This window comes from Sphingomonas sp. (assembly GCF_041661885.1).
Taxonomy (GTDB): Bacteria; Pseudomonadota; Alphaproteobacteria; order Sphingomonadales; family Sphingomonadaceae; genus Sphingomonas.
On the sequence record NZ_JBAZTL010000007.1, the window covers coordinates 124,833 to 147,375 of the forward strand.

A 22,543-nucleotide genomic window follows, 5' to 3' on the forward strand; every position below is an offset into this window, starting at 1 on the left:
CATGGGTCGGCGGCGCGGCATCGCGTCGCCGACCTCCGTCCGAGACGAAACCGGCATGGCCGCGATTGCTATTGCCGGGTCAACCCCCGACAAATGCGCCTGACGGTCAGGCGACTTTTTCGGTGCGCGTCATCTTCAATTTGCCGTTGACGACGGCAAAAGCGAGCCGCCCCTCGACCAGATCGAGCGCATCGCGGCCAAATTGATCGAAGCGCCAGCCCTCCAGGATCGACAGCCCGCTGCGCTGCCCTGCGGCAAGCGCGTCGAGATCATCAGTGCGCGCGAGCAGCCGCGCGGCGACGTCGATTTCCTTCGAGCGGATCTTGAGCAGCAGCTTGAGCAAATCGGCGACCAACGCGCCATCCTTGCCCATGCCGGGCTTGCGGTCGTCACGCGAGGGCAGTTCGTCGGGTAACATCGGTTGCGCATGTTCCAGCGCCGTCATCAACCGCGCGCCAATGTCGTTCTGCGCCCAGGTGGCCGATAGCCCGCGGACCTTGGCGAGATCGGCCTGTTTGCGCGGGGCGTGGCCCGCGAGATCGGCGAGGGTTTCGTCCTTGACGATCCGTCCGCGCGGTAAATCCTTGCTGCGCGCCTCAATCTCGCGCCAGCGTGCCAGCGCCTTCAGGCGGCCGAGCACTTCGGGCTTGCGGCTTGGCACCTTGATCCGGCGCCAGGCTTCCTCGGGGTCGTTGGCGTAATTTTTGGGGTCGCCGAGGCGCTCCATTTCCTGGTCGAGCCACGCGCCGCGCCCGGTGCGGCGGAGGCGATCGAGCATTTTGGGGAAAATCTTGGCGAGATGCGTCACGTCGCCGATCGCATATTCGATTTGCCGCGCGTCGAGCGGGCGGCGGCTCCAGTCGGTGAAGCGCGCGCCCTTGTCGACGGTGATGCCGAGATACGCATCGACCAGATTGGAATAGCCGACCTGTTCGCCTTGCCCCAGCGCCATCGCCGCGACTTGGGTGTCGAACAGCGGATGCGGGGTGGTGCCGGTGAGATTATAAACGATTTCGAGGTCCTGCCCGCCCGCGTGGAAGACCTTCAGCACATCCTCATTGTTGACCAGCAATTGCAGCAGCGGCGTCATGTCGAGCCCGGGGGCGAGCGGATCGATCGCGGCGGCTTCGTTCACATCGGCAATCTGGATCAGGCAGAGCTCCGGCCAGAAGGTGTTTTCTCGCATGAACTCGGTATCGACGCAGACGAAATCGGCCTGGGACAATCGGGTGCAGAGATTGGCGAGCGTTGCACTGTCGGTGATGAGCGGATGGATATGCATACAGTCCCCATAGCGAGCGCCGCGCGGGTTGACAAAGGTGGGTGAGGGAGGGAAGCGCGGGCATCCATTTCACCGTCATCCCGGTATCCGCCGGGATCACGCGGCGGCGGCGTTACGGCGCCATCGCCAGTGGCCCCGGCTCCCGCCGGGGTGATGCCAAGAGAAGAAGAGCCATGCACGCCTATCGCACGCACACCTGCGCCCAGCTTCGCGCCACCGATGTTGGGGTCTCGGTCAAGCTTTCCGGCTGGGTCCATCGCAAGCGCGACCACGGCAATTTGCTGTTCGTCGATCTGCGCGACCATTATGGCATCACCCAGATCGTTACCGACAGCGATAGCCCGACCCATGCGGTGCTCGACAAGCTGCGGCCCGAGTCGGTCGTCACCATCACCGGCGATGTGGTGGCGCGTTCGCCCGAAACGGTGAACGCGGCGCTTCCCTCGGGCGAAATCGAAATTCGTGCGCGCGACGTCGTGGTGCAGTCGGCGGCGCAGGAATTGCCGATGCCGGTGTTCGGCGAGAATGAATATCCCGAGGATATCCGCCTCAAATACCGCTATCTCGATTTGCGGCGCGAGCGGCTGCACGCGAACGTCCTGCTGCGCTCCAACGTGATTTCCTCGCTGCGCCAGCGCATGATCGGCCAGGGCTTCACCGAATTCCAGACGCCGATCCTGACCGCGTCGTCGCCCGAGGGTGCGCGCGATTATCTGGTGCCGAGCCGTGTGCATCCGGGCAAGTTCTACGCGCTGCCGCAGGCGCCGCAGATGTTCAAGCAGTTGCTGATGGTCGCGGGCTTCGACCGCTATTTCCAGATCGCGCCCTGCTTCCGCGACGAAGATGCCCGCGCCGACCGCAGCCCAGGTGAATTCTATCAGCTCGATTTCGAGATGAGCTATGTCACCCAGGACGATGTCTTCGCCGCGATCGAGCCGGTGCTGCACGGCGTGTTTGAGGAATTCGCAAACTGGCAGGGCAAGGGTCGCACCGTCTCGCCGCTGCCGTTCAAGCGCATTCCGTACCGCGAGTCGATGCTGAAATACGGCAATGACAAGCCCGATCTGCGCAACCCGATCGTCATCAGCGACGTGTCGGAGCAGTTCAAGGGCTCGGGCTTCGGTCGCTTCGCGTCGATGGTCGATGCGGGCGATGTCGTGCGCGCGATCCCGGCGCCCGGCACTGCCGAGAAGAGCCGCAAATTCTTCGACGAAATGAACAGTTGGGCGCAGAGCGAGGGCTTCCCCGGCCTTGGCTATGCCACGCAGAAGGACGGCGTGTTCGGCGGGCCGATCGCCAACAATCATGGGCAAGAAGGGATGCAGGCGATTGCCGCTGCGCTCGGCCTTGGGCCCAATGATGGTATTTTCTTCGCGGCAGGAAAGGCAGCGCAAGCGGCCAAACTTGCCGGTCTCGCGCGCACCCGCGTCGCCGAGCAGCTCGAGCTGCTCGACCAGAAGCGTTTCGAATTCTGCTGGATCGTCGATTTCCCGATGTTCGAATATGATGAGGACGCCAAGAAGGTCGATTTCAGCCACAACCCCTTCTCGATGCCGCAGGGCGAGATGGAAGCGCTGGAAACCAAGGACCCGCTCGACATCCTCGCCTATCAATATGACATCGTCTGCAACGGCATCGAGCTGTCGTCAGGCGCGATCCGGAACCATCGCCCGGAGATCATGTACAAGGCGTTCGAGATTGCTGGGTACACACAGGCCGATGTCGACACCAATTTTGCGGGCATGATAAACGCCTTCAAGTTCGGCGCACCGCCGCATGGCGGCTCGGCGCCGGGCGTGGACCGCATCGTCATGCTGTTGGCGGATGAACCCAACATCCGCGAGGTCATCACCTTCCCGATGACGCAGAAGGCCGAGGATCTGATGATGGGCGCGCCCAATTTCGCGACGCCCAAACAGTTGAAGGAACTCAACATCCGCGTGACCGGTGATGGCGCGCGGGCACAAGAGGGCTGAGGATGCCCGGAAGCGCTACAGCAGGGCAGTGGAGCCGCCGTGGCGTCATCGGCGCGGGGCTCGGCTTACTGGCGGCACCGGTGCTCGGTGCCGAGATCGCTTCCGGCACCGCAGTCACGCCGCATATTCTGCGGCTGGCACCGGGGCTCGACCGCATTCTTGATCCGAATGCGCCGATCGAGACGATCGCCACCGGCATCCGCTGGGCCGAAGGGCCGGTATGGGTGCCGCGTGGGGACTATCTGCTATTCTCGGACCCGCCCGCAAACATTATGCGGCGCTGGTCGCGCAGCACCGGGGCATCGGTATTCCTTTTGCCCTCTGATGCGGCCGCGCCCGATCCAGCGACGATCCGTGAGGGCGGCTCGAATGGCCTGACGCTCGATCACGCCGGAAACCTGTTGATCGCGGGCAGCGGATCGCGCGCGGTGGTGCGGCTCGATCTCAAGACCAAGCGCCGGACGGTGCTGGTCGATCGCTATCAGGGCAAGCGCTTCAACAGCGTCAACGATTTGTGCGTCGCCGCAGACGGCGCGATCTATTTCACCGATCCGCCTTATGGGCTGGTCGGTGGCGACCAATCACCGCTCAAGGAACAGCCGCATAACGGCGTTTATCGCTGGACACCCGGCGGCGCGGCGGTGCTGGTCGACGGCACGCTCACGCGGCCCAATGGCATTGCATTGTCACCCGACGGCAAGACGTTGTTCGTGTCGGTTTCCGATGAGCGGGAGCCGCAGATCATGGCCTATGCGCTCGACGCGCACGGGATGCCGACCGCGCGCACGCTGTGGCTCGATGCCAAGCAGATGCTCGCCAACGCCGCACCCGGCCTGCCTGACGGCATGAAGATCGCGCGCGACGGGACGCATTTCAACAGTGTGCCGGGCGGGATGATGATCCTCACCCCCGATGCCGAACCACTCGGACTGATCGCCACCGGCGCGCCCATCCCCAATTGCGCCTTTGGCGAAGACGGTCGCACGCTGTTTTTGACCGCGAATGACCGCGTGCTGCGCCTGCGGTTGAAGGTTTCCGCGCTATGACGATTTCCTTGTCCGATTATGAGGCGGGCAAGCCCTATGCGGGCGACTACGAAGCCGATCTCGTCGCGCTGCAAACCCGGCTTGCGCACATTCAGGTCGCGCATATCGTCCACCGCAAGCGCGCGATCGTTTTGCTTGAGGGTTGGGACGCAGCGGGCAAGGGCGGGATCGTCCAGCGGCTGTGCGCCGATTGGGACCCACGCAATTTCGAGGTCTGGCCGATCAAGGCGCCGAGCGAGGACGAACTGGACCGGCATTTCCTGTGGCGCTTTTGGCAAAAGCTCCCCGCCAAGGGCGACATCGCGGTGTTCGACCGTAGCTGGTACGGGCGCGTGCTGGTCGAGCGAATCGAGGGGTATGCGAGCGAAGCCGAGTGGAAGCGCGGCTATGACGAAATCAACGAGTTTGAGGCGCAGCAGGCGGATTCGGGCACGACGATCGTCAAGCTGTTCGTCCACATCACCCAGGAACAACAGGACATGCGCCTGAAGGACCGGCTCGACCATCCGTGGAAACGTTGGAAAACCGGCCTTGAGGACTATCGCAACCGGGCAAAACGCGCCGATTATCTCGATGCGATGCACGACATGTTCAAGCGCACCGACACGCGTTGGGCGCGCTGGACGATCCTTGACGGTAACGACAAGAAAGCCGGGCGGATCGCGGCGTTGACCGCCATCGCCGCGCAACTTGAGGCCGGGGTCGACATGACCCCGCCGACGCTTGATCCGGAAACGGAAAAGGTGGCGCGGGCGGCGCTGGGGCTACCGCCGACGCCCGCTACCTGATCGTCGTTAAACCCAGAGCAGAACGATCGGCACCACGGTGCCGAGTGCGAGCAGGATGATCGAAATCCGGCGCATTGCGCGGCTGGCAAGCGCGATCACGATGCCGGTAATCGTCGACAGGCTCAGCGCGATTGACAGCAACACCACGAAAATCTTCAGCGGCAGCGGCGACGGGCGCTTGCTGGCGCTGGCTTCCGGGCGCGGCTTGGCTGGCTGTCCAACTTCGGCAGGGGGCTTGGGTTGTTCCGCCTTGCGTTCGCGCGGCGGGCCCTGATCTTTATGGACGCTGGCCAGCCAAACGATCCAGTTGGGCGGGGTGCCGCCATACCCCTTGGCTTCCTGCAAGCGGAACGTCTGCAACGCGCCGCTGATCGCGAACAGCAGGATCATCGGGGCAAAGAACAAACCCAGATAATGGTGATAGCGCCGTAGCAGCCGAAGCGTATTTGGTTTCATGCCGCGTGATTAGCGCAACCGCGCCACCCCGGCAACGTTTGGCCGACCAGCTTTGGGCGGCATTCGCTATGGTATTTCCCAATCAAGCGATCACGCGGCCGTAAACGCACCGTCGTCGTCCATCAGATGCAGCACGCCATCATGAATCGCGAAATAGGCGCCACGCAGACGCAAGGTGCCAGCCGCCTCCCGCTCCGGAATGCAGGGAAAGGTCCGCAAATTGGCGATGCTGACGCGGACCGTTTCGAGTTCGAGTTCATGGATCGCGTCGGGCCCGGTGCCATGCTGCGCCACGACACGTTCGCGCGCGTCGTCGAGCATGTCGACCCAGTGATCGATGAAGCCGCCTTCGCCCGGCGCCTTGCCGGCAAAGGCCTGTGTCATCGCCGCATGGACGCCGCCGCATTGGCCGTGGCCCATCACCACGACCTCGGAAACCTCCAACTGCGTTACCGCAAATTCCAGTGCGGCCGATACACCGTGACGCCTGCCGTCCAACTCGAACGGCGGAACGAGATTGGCGACATTGCGGACGACGAAAATTTCACCGGGCGAGGTATCGAACACCTGCGCGGGATCGACTCGGCTGTCGGAACAGGCGATCACCATCACCTTGGGGCTTTGGCCCCTGGACAATTTGGCCCAACGGTCGCGCTGGCGGGTCCATTCACTGTCGCGAAAGCGGTGATATCCGCCAATCAGATCTGCAAAATCGGTCATACGTGGCGTGTATCCGGCGTCATGGGGGGGTGGCAAGGGCGCGCGGCAGTCGCTATCTGCTGCGCCATGAACGAGATGTCCCCGCTCGCCCGCCCGCGTCAACGCAAGCCCGACTGGATCCGCGTGAAGGCGCCCGGCGGCGCGGTCTTTGGCGAAACCAAGGCGATGATGCGCCGCCTCAACCTCAACACCGTGTGCGAGGAAGCGGCTTGCCCCAATATCGGCGAGTGCTGGACCAAGAAGCACGCGACGGTGATGATCCTGGGGGACACCTGCACGCGCGCCTGCGCCTTCTGCAACGTGAAGACGGGTATGCCGCGCGCGGTCGATGCGCTCGAGCCGCAGCACACCGCCGATGCCGCCGCCGAGCTGGGCCTCGAACATATCGTCATCACCTCGGTCGACCGTGACGATCTGCCCGATGGCGGTGCGTCGCAATTCGTCAAGGTAATCGAGGCGCTGCGCCGCACCACGCCCAACACGACGATCGAAATTCTCACCCCCGATTTCCGCAACAAGACGCAGGCGGCGGTCGAGTCGATCGTCGCGGCGCGGCCCGACGTGTACAATCACAACCTCGAAACCGTGCCGCGCCTCTATCCGACGATCCGCCCCGGCGCGCGTTATTATGCCTCGTTGCGTCTGCTGGAGAGCGTGAAGCGCCACGATCCCTCGATCTTCACCAAATCGGGCGTGATGCTGGGGCTGGGCGAAGAGCGGCTCGAAGTGCATCAGGTGATGGACGACATGCGCTCGGCCGAGATCGACTTCCTGACGATGGGGCAGTATCTGCAACCCACTCCCCGCCACGCCAAGGTGATGGATTTCGTCACCCCCGCCGTGTTCGACGCCTATGCCGCGATCGCGCGCGCCAAGGGGTTCCTGCTGGTCGCTAGTTCGCCGCTGACGCGGTCGAGCTATCATGCCGGTGACGATTTCGCCCGCCTGCGCGCCGCGCGGGAGGCAAAGCTCGCCCAGCGCTGATGCCACGCCATTCCGAAACGCGGCGGCTGCCTTACACGCCCGAACAAATGTTCGATCTGGTCGCCGATGTCGCGCGCTATGCCGAGTTCCTGCCGTGGGTATCGGCGATCCGGGTGCGCTCGAACAGCGAGACGCAAATGGTCGCCGACATGATCGTCGGCTTCAAGGGCCTGCGCGAAACCTTCACGTCGAAGGTCGAGAAGCACCGGCCCGACCGGATCGAGGTCGAGTATCTCGACGGGCCACTCAAATATCTGCGCAACGAATGGGTGTTCCGGCCCGACGGCAGCGGCTGCGCGGTCGATTTCACGGTCGATTTTGCGTTCAAGAACCGCGTGTTCGAAATGCTCGCGGGCCAGGTGTTCGGCACCGCGCTCCGCAAGATGATCGGCGCGTTCGAGGATCGCGCTGCGGTGCTTTACGGGGCTTCCTCGACTTCGGGGGCGGTATCGTCTTCGGATGGCAGCAGCAGTTCGAGCGCGCACAACGCAGCCTGAAGCCGCACGCCGCCACGCCCGAGATCGCCGAAATCCTTGCGGTCGGCAACGACATGCCCAGGGTCGGCGCCACGTTCAGCGCGCGCAAACACGACCGTGCCGACGGGCTTCTTCTCGGTGCCTCCGCCGGGGCCTGCGACGCCGGTAATCGCGACCGCGACATCGGCACCGCTCGCCTCCAGCGCGCCTTGCGCCATGCTCCACGCCGTTGCCACCGATACCGCACCGAAGGTTTCGAGCACATCGGCACTTACCCCCAGCATCTCCAGCTTGGCGTCGTTGGAATAGGTGACGAACCCGCTTTCGAACATTTCGGACGACCCCGCGATTTCGGTGATTGCGGCGGCGACCAAGCCACCGGTGCAGCTTTCGGCGAGCGCCACGCGGCGACCGGCGGCGAGATTGGCGGTAACCACCTTACGGGCGGCCTCCACCAGTTCGGCGGGCAGGATGGTATCCATCGTTATCGCTCCCCTGGAACCCGGACGGTGGCGGCGGCCTGCGCCGCGATCCCCTCGCCACGCCCGGTAAAGCCCAATCGCTCGGTCGTCGTCGCCTTGATGCTGACCTGATCCGCGTCGAGCCGCAAGAGTTCCGCGATACGGTCGCGCATCGCGATGCGGTGCGGGCCGATCTTGGGGGCCTCGCAGATCAGCGTCAGGTCGATGAAGTCGATAATGCCGCCGCGCGCCGCGATCAGCGAGGCAGCGTGCTGCAGGAACTGCGCCGAATCCGCGCCGCGCCATTGCGGGTCGCTGGGCGGGAAATGCGTGCCGATATCGCCCGCCGCGATCGTGCCGAGCAGCGCATCGGTAATGGCGTGGAGCGCGACATCGGCGTCGCTATGCCCCGACAGGCCCTTGTCATGCGGGATCAGCACGCCGCCCAGCCACAATTCCTCGCCCACCTCAAGACGGTGGACGTCGAAGCCGGTGGCGGTGCGGGAGCGCATCGTGGCGGCAAGCCGCGCCTCGGCAGCCGCGAAATCGGCGGGATGGGTAATTTTTTCGAGCATGGAATCTCCTTCGACCAGCGCGACTCGGCCACCGGCGGCGCGCAGCATTTGCGCGTCGTCGGTCGGTTCGTCGCCGGTCCAGCCGCGATGCGCGGCAAGGGCGGTGGCAAAGTGAAAGGCTTGCGGCGTCTGGATGCGGTGCAAGGCGTCGCGGGGAACGGTTTCGCCCAGCTCGCTCTCGCCGCGCGCAAGCGTGTCCGCCACCGGCAAAGCGGGGACAGCGCCGTCATGCGTGTCGAGCGCCGCGATCAGCCGGTCGATCACGGCGGCGCTCAGGAACGGGCGGGCAGCATCATGGATCAGCACGCGGGCAGGGGGCGCGCTTGTCAGCGCTTCGAGCCCAGCCAGCACCGACATACGCCGGGTTGCGCCGCCTGTGACATGTTCAGCGCTGCCGATCGTGTCGTATAAGGCAGGCTCCTGGCCCTCACCGATTACCACGATGACGCGGTCGATCGCGGGGTGGTTGCGCAAGGCGGCATAGCTGTGCGCCAGCACCGCCTTGCCGCCAACGCGGGCATATTGCTTTGGAACGGTGCTGCCCGAACGGACGCCGGTGCCGGCGGCGACGATGATGGCGGCGGTCTTGGTCGAGGTCATGCCGCGCGCCTAGCCCAAGCCGCGACCGCCCGCCAGCCCGCCTTGCTGCAAGACGGGCTTTCGCCTATAGCCTGCCCGTTTTTCAGGCAGATTCCATCCCGTGACTTCGCGTACTCTCCGCCCCCTGAGCGTCGGCCCCGTGACGATTGCGAGCCCCGTGATCCTCGCGCCGATGACGGGCGTCACCGACATGCCGTTTCGCACTTTGGTGCGGCGCTATGGCTCGGGCCTCAACGTCACCGAGATGGTCGCGAGCCAGGCGGCGATTCGCGAAACGCGCCAGTCGCTGCAAAAGGCGGCGTGGCACCCGATCGAGGATCCGGTGTCGATGCAGCTCGTCGGCTGTACGTCCTATGAAATGGGCGAAGCGGCGAAGCTGAGCGAGGATCGTGGCGCCGCGATCATCGATATCAACATGGGTTGCCCGGTGCGCAAGGTGACCAATGGCGATGCGGGTTCCGCCTTGATGCGCGATCTCGACAATGCCGGTGCGATCATCAAGGGCGTGGTCGAGGCGGTGAGCGTGCCCGTCACGCTGAAGATGCGGATGGGCTGGGATCATAACAGCCTGAACGCCCCCCAACTCGCGCGCATCGCGCAAGACCTGGGGGTGAAGCTCGTCACCGTTCACGGTCGCACGCGCAACCAGATGTATAAAGGGAATGCCGATTGGGCGTTCATCCGCTCGGTGAAGGACGCGGTGACGATTCCCGTGATCGCCAATGGCGACATCTGCTCGATCGAGGATGCCGAAGCAGCGCTCGACCAGTCGGGCGCGGATGGCGTGATGATCGGGCGCGGGTCCTATGGTCGCCCGTGGCTGCTGGGGCAGGTGATGGAGTGGTTCGCCAGCGGTCGCCGCGTCGAAGACCCGTCGATCGAGGAACAATATACCGTTATCGCAGAACATTACGAAGCAATGCTCAGCCATTATGGCAATGAGACCGGCGTCAATATGGCGCGCAAACATATCGGCTGGTACACGCGCGGGCTGCATGGGTCTGCCGAGTTCCGCAATCGCGTGAACCAGATTGCCGATCCCAAGGTGGTCCAGGCGATGCTTGCGGAATTTTACGCTCCCTGGCGCAGCCGCGCCGCCGCGTGAGCGCGCCCCAAGGCCCCGATTTCGCAGAACTGTTCGCCGCACTGCCGGTGGCGGTGCTCGTCGTCGATCCAGAGTCGCGCGTCGCCCATGCCAATGCCGAGTGCGAGGCGCTGCTCAATCTGTCCGAGCGCGCGATGCTCGGCCAGCCCTTGGCGTCAATCCTGAAGGCGCCCGAGGACGAGAATCCGCGCGACAATCACGGTTTCGCGGCGTTCGATATCGAAATCGTGTTGCGGCGTGGCGGCAAGGTGCGCGTCGATTATGGCGTATCGCGCATTGCCGATCATCCCGGCTGGCAAACGATCACGCTGCACCACGCCGCCGCCTCACGGCGGATGGGCCACAATGCCGATCGTGCTTCGGCTGCGCGTGCGGCGATCGGCGCGGCGGCGATGCTGGCGCATGAAATCAAGAACCCGCTATCGGGCATTCGCGGTGCGGCGCAATTGCTGTCCAAGGCCAAGGGTGCGGCGGAACTGACCACGCTCATCACCACCGAAGTCGATCGGATTGCGGCGTTGATCGACCGGATGCAGGATTTCACCGACACGCGGCCCTTGCAGCTCGCGCCTGAAAATATCTATCCCCTGCTCGATCACGCACGGCGCGTGGCGTTGGCCGGCTTCGGGCAACACGTCGTGATCGACGAACGCTTCGATCCGTCCTTGCCACCGGTTCAGATAGATCGCGATGCGACGCTGCAAGTGGTGCTCAACTTGCTCAAGAATGCGAGCGAGGCGGTGCGCGACCAAGCCGATGCGCGGATCACGCTGGCCACCGCTTATCGTCACGGGATGGCGATCGCGCCCGCCCCCGGCAAACCGCGTCGACCGCTGCCGATCGAGATTTGCGTGATCGACAATGGCCCGGGGCCGCCCGCCGACATTGCCGAGCATCTGTTCGACCCGTTCATCTCGGGCAAGCCCGAGGGGCAGGGGCTTGGCCTTGCGCTTGTCGACAAATTGGTGCGCGATATGGGGGGGATCATCCAGTTTGCGCGTGAAGGAACGCCGCCAATGACCGTATTTCGCATCATGCTGCCGCGTGGGGGCGCATGACCCGCACCGGACGCATCCTGGTTGTCGACGATGATGCCGCCATCCGCACGGTGGTGGGGCAGGCGTTGAAGCGCGACGGCCACCGCGTGGTCGTCGTGGCGACGGTGGCCGAGGCCGAGATACACCTTGCCACGGCAGCCCCCGACGTACTGATTACCGATGTCGTGCTGCCCGATGGCAATGGGCTCGATCTCGTCGATCGCGTCGTTCGCGGCTATCCGGGGCTGCCGGTGATCGTGCTGTCGGCGCAGAACACGTTGACCACGGCGGTGCGCTCCACCGAAGTCGGCGCGTTCGACTATCTTCCAAAACCGTTCGATCTCGATGTGCTGTCGCGCACCGTCCAGAGCGCGCTTGCGCGGGGATCGGGCGAAGTGGCCGAGCCGATCGAGGCGGAGGATCGCGCGCTGCCGCTGATCGGCCGCTCGCCCGCGATGCAGGATGTGTACCGCATCATCGCGCGGGTGGTTTCGAACGATTTGACCGTGCTGGTCTCGGGTGAATCGGGCACCGGCAAGGAACTGGTCGCGCGGGCGATCCACGATTTGGGGCCGCGCCGCCGCTCGCCCTTCATCGCGCTCAACATGGCCGCGATCCCGCGCGAGTTGATCGAGGCGGAATTGTTCGGCCATGAACGCGGCGCCTTTACCGGCGCGCAGGCGCGATCGGCGGGGCGCTTCGAACAGGCGGCGGGCGGCACCTTGTTCCTCGACGAAATCGGCGACATGCCGATGGAGGCGCAAACGCGGCTGTTGCGCGTGCTGCAATCGGGCGAGTTCACCACCGTTGGCGGCGCGCGCACGATTCGCGCCGACGTGCGTATCGTCGCCGCGACCAATCGTGATCTCGCGCAATTGGTGGCGGTAGGGCAGTTTCGCGAGGATCTGTTTTATCGCCTGAACGTCGTGCCGGTGCTGCTGCCCGCCTTGCGTGCGCGGCGGCAGGACATTCCCCTGCTCGCCCGCCATTTTCTCGACCGGGCGGCAGAAGACGGCTTGCCGCGCAAGCAGCTCGATGCCGACGCGGTCGCCGTGATCGAGGCCTATGACTGGCCGGGTAACGTCCGCGAGCTGGAAAATATGATGCGGCGCATCGCCGTGCTGGCGCGTGACGAGCGAATCGACGCGGATGAGATGCGCGCGATGCTGGGTGGTGCGCTGCCATCGACGCCGATGATCGGGGATGCGGGGATCGAGGCCGCGATTCGCGCACGGATCGAGCGGCTGGCAATCGAGGAACCCGCGGCGCTTGATGACGGCACGCTGTATGACCGCATCATCGCCGAGGTGGAACGGCCGTTGATCGAGGCGCTGCTCGCGCGCCACGGCCAGAACCAGTTGCGCGCGGCGCGGGCATTGGGAATCAACCGCAATACGCTGCGCAAACGGCTCGACCTGTTGGGTATCGATCCCTGATCGGGACGGTCGTGCGCGCTCATCCGGTCCGGGTTTGGGACTAACCCATTTTTGTGTGTTTTCCTTGCAACGCAAGCGTTGTAGGAATGTCACTATGAGTGAGTCTGTGCTTTCGGTTCCGGGTACGAACGGCGTGTCGCCTCGGTTCCACGTCGCGCGCTTCCTGGAACTCACCGTCCTCGCCATTGCGATCCTGATTGCCGCAGCGAGCTATCTGTTCATTGCGCGGGGTAGCAATGCGGACGCGTTATTGAGCCCGGCACTTGTGGCCTCCCTGTTGCTCGCAAATTTGCTGCCGGGCATCGCACTGCTCGTATTGCTTGGACGCCGCATCGCAATGCGGCGTGCGTCGCGTTTGCCGATCGGGGGACGTGGACGTCTGCACGTGCGATTGGTCGGATTGTTTTCGGTCATCGCAGCCGTGCCGACGCTTTTTGTGGTGATCTTCGCGTCGCTGCTGTTTCAATATGGTGTGCAATTTTGGTACTCCGATCAGGCTCGTAGCATGATCGAAAATGCTACCGGAGTCGCGAAAACATCATACCAGCAAATGTTGCAGCGCTGGCAGGTTGCAACCGTGATTGCAGCGCAAGATATCGGAAAGGATTTTCAGGATAACCAGGTTCGCGCGGCTGATTATCCTTATTCTTTTGGAAAATATCAGGTTTATTACAGAGGTTTTTCCGACGCATTTCTGTTTGTATATGCAAAAGATCGCCCTCAGATCATCATAGGTGTCAACCCGGACCAGATGGACTTGTCCAGGGAAATAAGCCGGTCTGATATTGAAGACGTGCAGCAGCGCATTCCGAGCATTACAACGGTAAAAGCTGACAGAATTAAAACGCTTGTGGCCGTGCCGGGAACCACAAACGTATATCTTCTAACCGTAGCCATATCGGACGTACGGGTGATGGAAGCGCAGTCAAAGCGCAGCGCTGCAGTGCTCTCGAGCTATCGCGACTTTCTGGCGCGCTCACGATCCCTGCAGTTGAAATTCAACGCCGCGCTGCTCGGCATCTCACTGCTCATCATCGCGATTGCGGTGTGGATTGCGCTGGAGGTGGCGGATCGCATCGTTAGGCCGCTGGGCGCGCTGGTTGCGGCTGCGGATCTGGTGTCGACGGGCGATTTTACCGCCCGCGTTCCCGAACCGAAAACCGATGACGAAATCGGCACGCTGACCAGCGCCTTCAACCAGATGACCGAGCGTTTACAGGCGCAAACCGGGGCCCTCGAAAGCCGTCGCGCTTTGATCGAGGCGGTGATGTCGGGCGTCACCGCCGGGGTCATTTCGGTCGCGCCGGACGGGACGATACGTCTCATCAACCGCTCGGCGATCATCTTGCTCGACGGGCCCGAGGACGCGCCGGTGGGGAAACCGTTGAAGGTAATCTCACCCGAACTGGCAAATCTGCTCGACGGGACGGAGCGCGAGGCGATCATCGAAATCGGTGCCGGGAACGAGGCCCGCACGCTGGCGGTGAAGGTCACGCGCGCGGTCGAAGGGCCGATCCTGACTTTCGATGACATTACCGGCCAATTGCTCGATCAACGCCGTGCGGCCTGGTCCGATGTCGCGCGGCGCATTGCGCACGAAATCAAGAACCCGCTCACCCCGATTCAGCTCGCTGCGGAACGGCTCCAGCGCCGTTATGGCAAGCAGATCGACCCCGAGGACACCACTTTTGCGCGGCTGACCGATACGATCGTTCGTCAGGTGGGCGACTTGCGGCGCATGGTCGATGAATTCTCCTCGTTCGCGCGGATGCCAAAACCTGTGTTCCGCGAGGAATCGCTCGTCGATCTTGCGCGGCAAACGCTGTTCTTGCACGAAGTCGCGCATCCCGGCGTGGTCTTCAGCCTGACGCACGATGACCCCGGCCCGATGCTGGTGTGCGACCGGCGCCAAATCGGGCAGGCGTTGACCAACATCGTCAAAAACGCGGTCGAGGCGGTTGAGGCCAATCCCGGCGCCGCCGAGGCGAGCATCGCGATGACGCTGGAGGAAAGCGCCGAGCGTACCACCATTATCGTCGCCGACACCGGCATCGGCCTGCCCGCCGCGCGCGATCGGATCGTCGAGCCCTATGTCACGACGCGCGCGCGTGGTACGGGCCTTGGCCTCGCGATCGTCAAGAAGATCGTCGAGGAACATTTCGGTACGATGACCTTTGCCGACCGACCGGGCGGCGGCACGATCGTAACGGTCAGTTTCGACACCAAGATGCTGGCCAATCTCGACACCGGTGATGGAGGCGATGGGGGCATCGCCGAAACGCCACCCCTGCAACTCTCGCAAAACCGGACCTGAACTTATGCCCCTGGACATCCTTGTCGTTGATGACGAACGCGATATTCGCGATCTGGTCGCTGGTGTGCTCGAAGACGAAGGCTATGGCGCGCGCGTCGCGGCTGACAGCGATTCCGCCCTGGAGGCGATTTCGGTGCGGCGGCCGTCGCTGGTGTTGTTAGACGTTTGGTTGCAGGGCTCGCGGCTCGACGGGCTGGAACTGCTCGACGAGATCAAGCGGCGCGACCCGTCGATTCCGGTGTTGATGATTTCAGGGCATGGCAACCTCGATACCGCCGTCGCCGCGATCCGGCGTGGTGCGGCAGACTTCATCGAAAAACCGTTCGAGGCCGAGCGGTTGTTGCTGATGGTCGCGCGTGCGACCGAAACCGAAAGCCTGCGCCGTGAGATCGCCAGCCTGCGCGCGGTGGTCGGCCGTGATACCGATTTGACGGGCAATTCCGGCGCGATCAACGGCGTGCGCGCAACGCTGAAGCGCGTTGCCGCAACCGGGAGCCGCGTGCTCATCATGGGGGCAGCCGGCGTCGGCAAGGAAGTCGCCGCGCGGTTGCTCCACGGCTGGAGTCAGCGAGCCGATGCGCCGTTCGTGGTCGTCAGCGCCGCACGGATGACCCCGGAGCGCGTCGAGGAGGAATTGTTCGGAATCGAGGAGGGAGGGCAACTCGTCCGCTCCGGGCTGCTCGAACAGGCGCATGGCGGCACGCTGTTCCTCGATGAAATCGCCGACATGCCGCTGGCGACGCAAGGGCGTATTCTGCGGGTGCTCACCGACCAGAGTTTCAGCCGCGTTGGCGGGCAGCGCGTGGTCAAGGTCGATGTGCGCGTGGTGTCCGCCACCGCGCGCGATTTGACGCATGAGATCGCCGAAGGGCGCTTCCGCGAGGACCTGTACTACCGGCTCAATGTCGTGCCCGTCACCATTCCGGGGCTGGCCGAGCGGCGCGAGGATATCCCCGCGCTGGTCGATCATTTCATGGCGCATTATGCTTCCGAACGACGCGTTCCCACGCCCGCCGTCGCACCCGACGCAATGGTCGCGCTGCAATCCTATGAATGGCCCGGCAATGTGCGCCAGCTTCGCAACATCGTGGAGCGTACCATCATCATGGCGCCGGGCGACCGGATCGGGCAAATCGATCTCGATATGCTGCCACCCGATGTGCTCGGCGACCCGGGAGAACTGGGCGGCGGGGCGACCGCGATCATGGGTGCGCCACTGCGCGAAGCCCGCGAAACCTTTGAGCGGGAGTATCTGCGCGTCCAGATCCGCCGTTTTTCGGGGAACATTTCGCGTACCGCCAATTTTATCGGCATGGAACGGTCTGCGCTACACCGGAAGCTGAAGCTGCTCGGCATTACCGAGGCACGCGACGATTAATCGACCGGATCGGTGGACGAACCGCTCGCACATGCTTAGAATAGCTATCGGGTACGCCACCTAATTTGACGCCGGAACCGGCGCACCGCGGGAACCTCCCGCCAAAAACAAAGGATCGACCGATGGCCGACAAGCACACCTCTCTCCAAGACCTGTTTCTCAATGCGCTGCGGCGCACCAAAACCCCGATCACGATGTTCCTCGTGAAGGGCGTGAAGCTGCAGGGCATCGTTACCTGGTTCGACAATTTCTCGGTGCTGCTGCGCCGCGACGGGCAGTCGCAGCTTATCTACAAGCACGCGATTTCGACGATCATGCCGGCCAATACCGTTGATGTCGATGCCATCGTCAATGCCGTCGGCGAGGCGCAGAAGAAGCATCCGCTATTGCAGGAGATCTTCCTCAATGCGGTGCGCAAATCCGAAGACAATGTCACGATGTTCCTGGTCAATGGCGTGATGTTGCAAGGCCAGATCGCGGCGTTCGACCTGTTCTGCATGTTGCTGCAGCGCGACGGCATGGCACAACTTGTGTACAAACATGCGGTCTCCACCATTCAACCCGCACATCCCCTCAATCTGGCGGATGAAACCGCAGGTTCGGACGACGATTGACCACAGGTTTTGAACGGGACCGCGACGATGTTGCGCGGGGTGCCAAGGCCGTTGTCGTCTATCCCGACACCGGTATTTCGTCGCGGGATGCCGATGCCCGGCTGGCCGAAACCGCCGGGCTGGCGATGGCGATCCATGTCGAAGTGGTCGATCGCGTCGCGATCAAGGTTCGCGCGCTGCAGCCCTCGACGCTGATCGGCAAGGGACAGCTCGAGGCGCTCGCCGCCACCGTGCGGATGGTGGAAGCAGAGCTGGTCGTGTTCGACGCGAGCCTGACCCCGGTGCAGCAGCGCAACCTGGAAAAAGCACTGTCGGCCAAGGTGATCGACCGCACCGGCTTGATCCTTGAGATTTTCGGCGAGCGCGCGGCGACCGCCGAGGGGCGTTTACAAGTCGAACTTGCCCATCTCGATTATCAGGCGGGGCGGCTCGTGCGGAGCTGGACCCACCTTGAACGCCAGCGCGGCGGCTTCGGCTTCCTTGGCGGCCCGGGTGAAACCCAGATCGAGGCCGACCGTCGCTTGATCCGCGATCGCATGGCGCGGTTGAAGAAGGAGCTCGACCAGGTTTCGCGCACGCGCGGGCTGCACCGCGACCGGCGGCAGCGCGCGCCGTGGCCGGTGATCGCGCTGGTCGGTTACACCAACGCCGGAAAATCGACGCTGTTCAACCGCATGACCGGGGCTGACGTGATGGCGGAGGATTTGCTGTTCGCAACGCTCGATCCGACGCTGCGCCAGATCGCCTTGCCGGGAATCGACAAGGCAATCCTGTCGGATACCGTCGGTTTCGTGTCCGAACTGCCGACCCAACTCGTCGCCGCGTTCAAGGCGACGCTGGAGGAGGTGGTGTCGGCCGATTTGCTGATCCATGTCCGCGACATCGCGCATCCCGATACGATCGCGCAGAAGGACGATGTCGAGGCGGTGCTGCGCGATATCGGCGTCGACCTCTCGGTCCCGCGGATCGAGGCATGGAACAAGCTCGACCTGTTGGACGCCGATGAGCGCGTCGAACTGCTCGGCGAAGCCGCGCGGCGCGATGACGTGGCGGCGATTTCGGCGCTCAGCGGGGAAGGGGTGTCGGACTTGCTCGATACCGTTGCCGCGCTGCTGACCTCGAGCCATCGCCGCTACACCATCTTGCTCGATGCCGGCGATGGTGCAGGCGCGGCCTGGCTCCACGCGCATGGCGAGGTGCTGGAACAATCGATCGAGGGCGAACAGGCGATCTACGAAGTCCGCATGGCCGAGCGTGATTATGAGCGCTTCTGCCAGCGCTGAGCGCGTCGATCGCGATCTGGTCGCAGGCTGGCTCCACGCCCGCTCGCTTGCACGGAGATTGCCGATACCGGTGGCCGATCATGGCGGCTGGCGCGTGGATACACGGTCGGACCAGGAATGGTGTCGCTATGTCTTTGCCGATGCAATCCCGGCGATTGCCGATCTGGCGCAAACAATCACTATACCACGGATTTATATAAAGCTTTGTCATGAAGACAATGTGTTGAGAGATCTCTTAACAAATCGCTGGAGAATATGTCCTGCATCATGGCTGATGACGGCAGGCGCAAGCCGGGTGACACATCAGCCGTTGCTTGACGGCTATATCCCGCAAGTAGAAGCGGATGGCGATGCCATTCGGGTTGGGATCACCACGGCAGACGGTATGCTTGCAGCTAGCGGGTACGCGGCTGAGGCGGAGGGCGTGTTCGTTTACGATCGGATCGTTACTAGAGCATCGGATTGAATTTATGAATCAAGGGATTTCCAAGACCTTTGGATTGTGATTCACCCTCTTAGGAGGTGGATCATGGGGATATGTCGATCGGACGATTTACGAGTTCGGGTGGTTGCGGCAGTATTGGCTGGGAGTTCTCGGCGGGCGGCGGCGGCGCGGTTTTCAGTAAGTGTGAGTTCTGCAATACGTTGGACGGCGCGGGCAGTTGGTGAAGGAACGCCTGCTGCGCGTCGGCAGGGTCGTCCGGCGGGCAAAGGGCCGTTATCGGATCACCGGGAGTATCTGGTGGCAGCGGTCGAAGCGACACCTGACCTGACGATGCCGGAATTGGCGGCCCGGCTCCTGGCCGAGCGCGGAGCGGTGGCAGCCGAGGCCTCGATCTCGCGGCTCCTCTGCCGCGCGGGCTTCACATATAAAAAAACAGTTGATGGCATCGGAATGCGCACGCGCTGACGTCGCGGAGCGGCGCCGGATCTGGATCAACGAGCGTCAGCCTGCCATGCGGCAAGCGCCTGGGCGGCTGGTGTTCATCGACGAAACTTCGGTCAACACCAAGATGACCCGGCTGCGCGGGCGGGCCAGGCGGGGCAAGCGTCTCAAGGCCAGCGCCCCGTTCGGCAAATGGGGTACGCAGACCTTCATTGCCGGTCTTCGTCATGATGGGCTGACCGCGCCCTGGGTGATCCCCGGCGCGATGGATCGCCAAGCCTTCAACACCTACATCGAGACCCAGCTCGCACCGACATTGCAGCCGGGCGACGTTGTCATCCTCGACAACCTATCGGTGCATAAAAGCGCACATGCCCAGGCCGTTGTGCGACAGCGTGGCGCATGGATGCTCTTCCTGCCCCAATACTCCCCCGATCTGAACCCGATCGAGATGGCCTTCTCAAAACTCAAAGCCCTGCTCCGAAAAGCCGCAGCCCGAACCTTCGATGCCCTGATCGACGCCATCGGTGATATCTGCCAACTCTACCCTCCCAACGAATGCCAAAACTACTTCAAGGCAGCAGGATATGGGTCAGATTAACGGCACGATGCTCTAGGCAGCCGTAACGCGCGAGCGCCGCGCAGTTTCCAATAGCCTCAGCGGAACGGTGGCTCGTTGAAGGCGCGCAGCTTGCGACTGTGCAGTTTTTTGCCTTCGCGGCGCAGCTCCTCGCACGCCTCGATGCCGATCCGCATATGCTCGCTGATCGCGCGTTCGTAAAAGCGGTTGGCCTGGCCCGGCAGCTTCAATTCGCCGTGCAGCGGCTTGTCCGATACGCACAGCAAGGTGCCGTAGGGCACGCGGAAGCGATAGCCCTGCGCCGCGATTGTCGCCGATTCCATATCGATCCCCACCGCGCGGCTGAGCGAGAACCGCAGCGCCGAGCGCGAATATTGCAATTCCCAGTTGCGATCGTCGGTGGTGACGATCGTGCCCGTGCGCAGGCGGCGCTTCAACTCGTCGCCGGACTGCCCCGAAATCGTCTCGGCGGCGCGGGCGAGCGCCAATTGCACCTCGGCAATCGCGGGCACCGGGATCGCCGGGGGCAGCACATCGTCGAGCACATGATCGTCGCGTAGATAAGCGTGCGCCAGCACATAGTCGCCGATCCGCTGGCTCGGGCGCAGCCCGCCGCAATGCCCGATCATCAGCCACGCTTCGGGCCGCAGCACCGCGAGATGGTCACAAATCGTCTTGGCATTGGCCGGGCCGACGCCGATATTGACGAGCGTAATGCCGGTGCCGTCTTCGGCCATCAGGTGATAGGCCGGCATCTGGTGCCGCCGCCACGCGCTCGTATCGGCCAGCATCGCCTCGACATCGTCGCCCGCGCGCATCACCACGCCGCCCGCGCCGGAAACGCCGGTGTACCGGCTTGGCTTGCCGTCGGCATCGGGGTCGAGCTGCGCACACGCCCAGCGGACGAATTCGTCGACATAGCGATGGTAATTGGTGAACAGCACATAACGCTGGACATGCTCGGGCGGCGTGCCGGTATAGTGCCGCAGCCGCGCAAGCGAAAAGTCGGTGCGCAGCCCATCAAACAGCGCCAGCGGGCGCGCCCCGTCAGCCACAGCATAGAGCCCGTCGGCGATCTCATCGCCGATATGCGCCAGTTCGGTTGCCGGAAAGTGGCGGGCCAGTTCCAGCGCGGAAACCTGGTCCAGGCTCAGCGCATGGCCGGGATCGATCACGTAAGGGAAGGGGATTTCCTGCCGCCCCTCGACCGCCTCGACGGTAACGTCATAATCTTCGATCAGCAGCGTCAACTGTTCGGTGAGATAGTCGGCAAAGATCGCGGGCTTGGTCACGCTGATCGCGTAATCGCCCTCGGTCACCAGCCGCCCGAAGGACCGGACCGGCGTCGGCCGGTGGTTGCCACCACGATAGCGCAGATGGATTTCAGGATAGGCGAAACTGCCGTCGAGCCGACTTTCGGGCGAGGGCGGGGTGCCGGTGGTGAGATAGGTGGTGAGCGCCGCCTGGAGACGATCGACCGAGGCGCGATAGAGCCGGTCGAGTTCGGCGACGATGGTGGCGGCGGGGTTGGAAGCGTGCGTCATGGATAGCCGCTACGCCGCTATCGTTACGTACGCAAGACCAAGGGGCGTATTGGCCGACACGCCCCTTGGCCAAGGTTAGGCCTTCTTGGAGGAACCAGCCGGTTTGGAGGAGCCAGCCGGTTCGTCATCCTTGGCGAGCAGCTTGCTCGCGCCAAACGCGGCACCGGCTACCGCCGCAGCAGCCCCTGCGGCGATGCCCACGGCAGCCAGCGGATGTTCCTTCACCGCGTCCACGGTTGCCTCGAACGCATCGCTCAGCGCGCCCTTGGCTTGCTCGAACAGACCTTCGGCCTGTTCGATGATCGTGTCGTTGGCGGGGGTCTTGATCGAATCGGTCGTCGTATCGGTCATGGCATGGGCCTTTCCTGGAACGTCCTTTGCGCAACCCTTGAGGGCGGCACCCGGTTCCGCATGGTGGGCGTCGAAACGTACCTATCGGTCGGCCCGGCGCAAACCGGGGCGAAGCGATCAGATTTCGCTCAGCAGATGTTCGGCCGAGGATACTTCGAAGGCACCGGGTGCTTCGATATTGAGCTGTTCCACGACGCCGTCATTGACCAGCATCGAATAACGCTGGCTGCGCTCGCCCATGCCGAATTTGGAGCCGTCGAAGGTCAAACCGACCGCCTTGGCGAAATCGGCATTGCCGTCGGCGAGCATGGTGATGGCACCGGCGTTGCTCGCCTTGCCCCATGCGCCCATTACGAAGGCATCGTTCACCGAGGTGAAGGCAATTTCGTCCACGCCCTTGGCCTTGATTTCGTCTGCCTTGTCGACGAAGCCCGGCAGGTGACGGGCCGAGCAGGTCGGGGTGAAGGCACCGGGAACCGCGACCAGCGCGACCTTGCGGCCCTTGAAGAATTCGTCCGAGCTGACCTGATTCGGGCCATCGGCGGTGACTTTGGTAAGCGTGACTGTGGGAATGCGGTCGCCGACGCTGATCGTCATGGGAAACTCTCCTATTGGGGCCGCCCGGAAAAGGGGGATGAGCGGCGCGCTGTA

The 22,543-nt window shown here is 63.6% G+C and carries 22 protein-coding genes; 14 read left to right on the forward strand and 8 right to left on the reverse strand.

Going from position 1 to position 22,543, the window contains the following annotated elements:
* Positions 1 to 106 precede the first annotated feature (106 nt).
* Entirely contained in the window at positions 107 to 1,282 is a 1,176-nt protein-coding gene (gene rnd / locus WC704_RS14255; protein ID WP_372890980.1) for a ribonuclease D, read from the reverse strand.
* A 173-nt stretch (positions 1,283 to 1,455) separates the two neighbouring features.
* On the opposite strand from rnd, the gene aspS reads away from it, so the two are divergent.
* The 3 genes from aspS to WC704_RS14270 are packed head-to-tail and all read left to right on the forward strand — an operon-like array spanning position 1,456 to position 5,092.
* A complete protein-coding gene (gene aspS / locus WC704_RS14260) occupies positions 1,456 to 3,258 on the forward strand; it encodes an aspartate--tRNA ligase (RefSeq protein ID WP_372890982.1) in 1,803 nt (600 codons plus the stop codon).
* A 2-nt stretch (positions 3,259 to 3,260) separates the two neighbouring features.
* Positions 3,261 to 4,304: an SMP-30/gluconolactonase/LRE family protein gene (locus tag WC704_RS14265; protein WP_372890984.1), complete on the forward strand. Its 1,044-nt coding sequence runs from the start codon at positions 3,261 to 3,263 to the stop codon at positions 4,302 to 4,304.
* Entirely contained in the window at positions 4,301 to 5,092 is a 792-nt protein-coding gene (locus WC704_RS14270) for a polyphosphate kinase 2 family protein (protein ID WP_372890986.1), read from the forward strand. Before WC704_RS14265 ends, WC704_RS14270 begins: the two co-directional genes overlap by 4 nt.
* A 6-nt stretch (positions 5,093 to 5,098) precedes the next feature.
* Here WC704_RS14270 and WC704_RS14275 read toward each other — a convergent pair whose 3' ends face one another.
* Entirely contained in the window at positions 5,099 to 5,548 is a 450-nt protein-coding gene (locus tag WC704_RS14275; protein WP_372890988.1) for a hypothetical protein, read from the reverse strand.
* Between the two features lie 90 nt (positions 5,549 to 5,638).
* Positions 5,639 to 6,268, reverse strand: a complete 630-nt coding sequence (locus WC704_RS14280; protein WP_372890990.1) for a carbonic anhydrase — start codon at positions 6,266 to 6,268, stop codon at positions 5,639 to 5,641.
* Positions 6,269 to 6,334: 66 nt separating this feature from the next.
* Here WC704_RS14280 and lipA point away from each other — a divergent pair, with 66 nt between their 5' ends.
* Together lipA and WC704_RS14290 are read left to right on the forward strand one after the other, a co-directional pair.
* Positions 6,335 to 7,252 (forward strand): lipoyl synthase, encoded by a 918-nt coding sequence (gene lipA, locus WC704_RS14285; protein WP_372890992.1) that lies wholly within the window; start codon positions 6,335 to 6,337, stop codon positions 7,250 to 7,252.
* Positions 7,252 to 7,749, forward strand: a complete 498-nt coding sequence (locus tag WC704_RS14290) for a type II toxin-antitoxin system RatA family toxin (RefSeq protein ID WP_372890994.1) — start codon at positions 7,252 to 7,254, stop codon at positions 7,747 to 7,749. The genes lipA and WC704_RS14290 overlap by 1 nt, the downstream gene beginning before the upstream one ends.
* On the opposite strand, the gene WC704_RS14295 is transcribed toward WC704_RS14290, so the two are convergent.
* Complete coding sequence (locus WC704_RS14295; protein ID WP_372890996.1) at positions 7,671 to 8,210, reverse strand: CinA family protein; 540 nt, start codon at positions 8,208 to 8,210, stop codon at positions 7,671 to 7,673. The two genes, WC704_RS14290 and WC704_RS14295, sit on opposite strands and share 79 nt — an antisense overlap.
* Before the next feature lie 2 nt (positions 8,211 to 8,212).
* The gene (locus WC704_RS14300; RefSeq protein ID WP_372890998.1) at positions 8,213 to 9,364 is read right to left on the reverse strand and encodes a bifunctional 2-C-methyl-D-erythritol 4-phosphate cytidylyltransferase/2-C-methyl-D-erythritol 2,4-cyclodiphosphate synthase; all 1,152 of its coding nucleotides are present in this window, start codon (positions 9,362 to 9,364) and stop codon (positions 8,213 to 8,215) included.
* 172 nt (positions 9,365 to 9,536) lie between these two features.
* Between WC704_RS14300 and dusB the strand changes: the two genes are divergently transcribed.
* From dusB to WC704_RS14345, 9 genes are all read left to right on the forward strand, one after another.
* The gene (gene dusB, locus WC704_RS14305; RefSeq protein WP_372891290.1) at positions 9,537 to 10,469 is read left to right on the forward strand and encodes a tRNA dihydrouridine synthase DusB; all 933 of its coding nucleotides are present in this window, start codon (positions 9,537 to 9,539) and stop codon (positions 10,467 to 10,469) included.
* Positions 10,445 to 11,527, forward strand: coding sequence for a nitrogen regulation protein NR(II) (locus WC704_RS14310; protein WP_372891292.1), 1,083 nt, complete (start codon positions 10,445 to 10,447; stop codon positions 11,525 to 11,527). Before dusB ends, WC704_RS14310 begins: the two co-directional genes overlap by 25 nt.
* A complete protein-coding gene (gene ntrC, locus WC704_RS14315) occupies positions 11,524 to 12,942 on the forward strand; it encodes a nitrogen regulation protein NR(I) (RefSeq protein WP_372891000.1) in 1,419 nt (472 codons plus the stop codon). The genes WC704_RS14310 and ntrC overlap by 4 nt, the downstream gene beginning before the upstream one ends.
* A gap of 94 nt (positions 12,943 to 13,036) precedes the next feature.
* The gene (locus tag WC704_RS14320; protein WP_372891002.1) at positions 13,037 to 15,256 is read left to right on the forward strand and encodes an ATP-binding protein; all 2,220 of its coding nucleotides are present in this window, start codon (positions 13,037 to 13,039) and stop codon (positions 15,254 to 15,256) included.
* Between the two features lie 4 nt (positions 15,257 to 15,260).
* Positions 15,261 to 16,634 (forward strand): sigma-54-dependent transcriptional regulator, encoded by a 1,374-nt coding sequence (locus WC704_RS14325; protein WP_372891004.1) that lies wholly within the window; start codon positions 15,261 to 15,263, stop codon positions 16,632 to 16,634.
* Between the two features lie 65 nt (positions 16,635 to 16,699).
* Positions 16,700 to 17,248: an RNA chaperone Hfq gene (gene hfq / locus WC704_RS14330; RefSeq protein ID WP_372891006.1), complete on the forward strand. Its 549-nt coding sequence runs from the start codon at positions 16,700 to 16,702 to the stop codon at positions 17,246 to 17,248.
* The gene (gene hflX / locus WC704_RS14335) at positions 17,245 to 18,531 is read left to right on the forward strand and encodes a GTPase HflX (protein ID WP_372891008.1); all 1,287 of its coding nucleotides are present in this window, start codon (positions 17,245 to 17,247) and stop codon (positions 18,529 to 18,531) included. Before hfq ends, hflX begins: the two co-directional genes overlap by 4 nt.
* Positions 18,509 to 18,997 carry an N-acetyltransferase gene (locus WC704_RS14340; protein ID WP_372891010.1) on the forward strand — a complete coding sequence of 163 codons (489 nt, stop codon included), beginning with the start codon at positions 18,509 to 18,511 and terminating at the stop codon, positions 18,995 to 18,997. The genes hflX and WC704_RS14340 overlap by 23 nt, the downstream gene beginning before the upstream one ends.
* Positions 18,998 to 19,060: 63 nt before the next feature.
* Positions 19,061 to 20,018, forward strand: a protein-coding gene (locus WC704_RS14345; RefSeq protein ID WP_372891012.1) for an IS630 family transposase whose coding sequence is annotated in 2 segments (ribosomal slippage) — positions 19,061 to 19,416 and positions 19,415 to 20,018 — 960 coding nt in all. Because the reading frame shifts where the segments join, the coding sequence is not laid out codon by codon here.
* 56 nt (positions 20,019 to 20,074) lie between these two features.
* Here WC704_RS14345 and WC704_RS14350 read toward each other — a convergent pair.
* The 3 genes from WC704_RS14350 to WC704_RS14360 all read right to left on the reverse strand — a co-directional run bounded on the left by WC704_RS14350 (position 20,075) and on the right by WC704_RS14360 (position 22,489).
* Positions 20,075 to 21,541, reverse strand: a complete 1,467-nt coding sequence (locus tag WC704_RS14350) for an AMP nucleosidase (RefSeq protein ID WP_372891014.1) — start codon at positions 21,539 to 21,541, stop codon at positions 20,075 to 20,077.
* A gap of 75 nt (positions 21,542 to 21,616) precedes the next feature.
* On the reverse strand, positions 21,617 to 21,892 hold the full coding sequence (locus WC704_RS14355) for a hypothetical protein (protein ID WP_372891016.1): 276 nt from the start codon (positions 21,890 to 21,892) through the stop codon (positions 21,617 to 21,619).
* 117 nt (positions 21,893 to 22,009) lie between these two features.
* Complete coding sequence (locus WC704_RS14360) at positions 22,010 to 22,489, reverse strand: peroxiredoxin (RefSeq protein WP_372891018.1); 480 nt, start codon at positions 22,487 to 22,489, stop codon at positions 22,010 to 22,012.
* Between the last annotated feature and the right edge of the window lie 54 nt (positions 22,490 to 22,543).

Coding starts and splice junctions, on each gene's coding strand:
- rnd (WP_372890980.1), bottom strand. CDS start 1,282: ATGCATATCCATCCGCTCATCACCGACAGTGCAACGCTCGCCAATCTC.
- aspS (WP_372890982.1), top strand. CDS start 1,456: ATGCACGCCTATCGCACGCACACCTGCGCCCAGCTTCGCGCCACCGAT.
- WC704_RS14265 (WP_372890984.1), top strand. CDS start 3,261: ATGCCCGGAAGCGCTACAGCAGGGCAGTGGAGCCGCCGTGGCGTCATC.
- WC704_RS14270 (WP_372890986.1), top strand. CDS start 4,301: ATGACGATTTCCTTGTCCGATTATGAGGCGGGCAAGCCCTATGCGGGC.
- WC704_RS14275 (WP_372890988.1), bottom strand. CDS start 5,548: ATGAAACCAAATACGCTTCGGCTGCTACGGCGCTATCACCATTATCTG.
- WC704_RS14280 (WP_372890990.1), bottom strand. CDS start 6,268: ATGACCGATTTTGCAGATCTGATTGGCGGATATCACCGCTTTCGCGAC.
- lipA (WP_372890992.1), top strand. CDS start 6,335: ATGAACGAGATGTCCCCGCTCGCCCGCCCGCGTCAACGCAAGCCCGAC.
- WC704_RS14290 (WP_372890994.1), top strand. CDS start 7,252: ATGCCACGCCATTCCGAAACGCGGCGGCTGCCTTACACGCCCGAACAA.
- WC704_RS14295 (WP_372890996.1), bottom strand. CDS start 8,210: ATGGATACCATCCTGCCCGCCGAACTGGTGGAGGCCGCCCGTAAGGTG.
- WC704_RS14300 (WP_372890998.1), bottom strand. CDS start 9,364: ATGACCTCGACCAAGACCGCCGCCATCATCGTCGCCGCCGGCACCGGC.
- dusB (WP_372891290.1), top strand. CDS start 9,537: ATGACGGGCGTCACCGACATGCCGTTTCGCACTTTGGTGCGGCGCTAT.
- ntrC (WP_372891000.1), top strand. CDS start 11,524: ATGACCCGCACCGGACGCATCCTGGTTGTCGACGATGATGCCGCCATC.
- WC704_RS14320 (WP_372891002.1), top strand. CDS start 13,037: ATGAGTGAGTCTGTGCTTTCGGTTCCGGGTACGAACGGCGTGTCGCCT.
- WC704_RS14325 (WP_372891004.1), top strand. CDS start 15,261: ATGCCCCTGGACATCCTTGTCGTTGATGACGAACGCGATATTCGCGAT.
- WC704_RS14340 (WP_372891010.1), top strand. CDS start 18,509: ATGAGCGCTTCTGCCAGCGCTGAGCGCGTCGATCGCGATCTGGTCGCA.
- WC704_RS14350 (WP_372891014.1), bottom strand. CDS start 21,541: ATGACGCACGCTTCCAACCCCGCCGCCACCATCGTCGCCGAACTCGAC.
- WC704_RS14355 (WP_372891016.1), bottom strand. CDS start 21,892: ATGACCGATACGACGACCGATTCGATCAAGACCCCCGCCAACGACACG.
- WC704_RS14360 (WP_372891018.1), bottom strand. CDS start 22,489: ATGACGATCAGCGTCGGCGACCGCATTCCCACAGTCACGCTTACCAAA.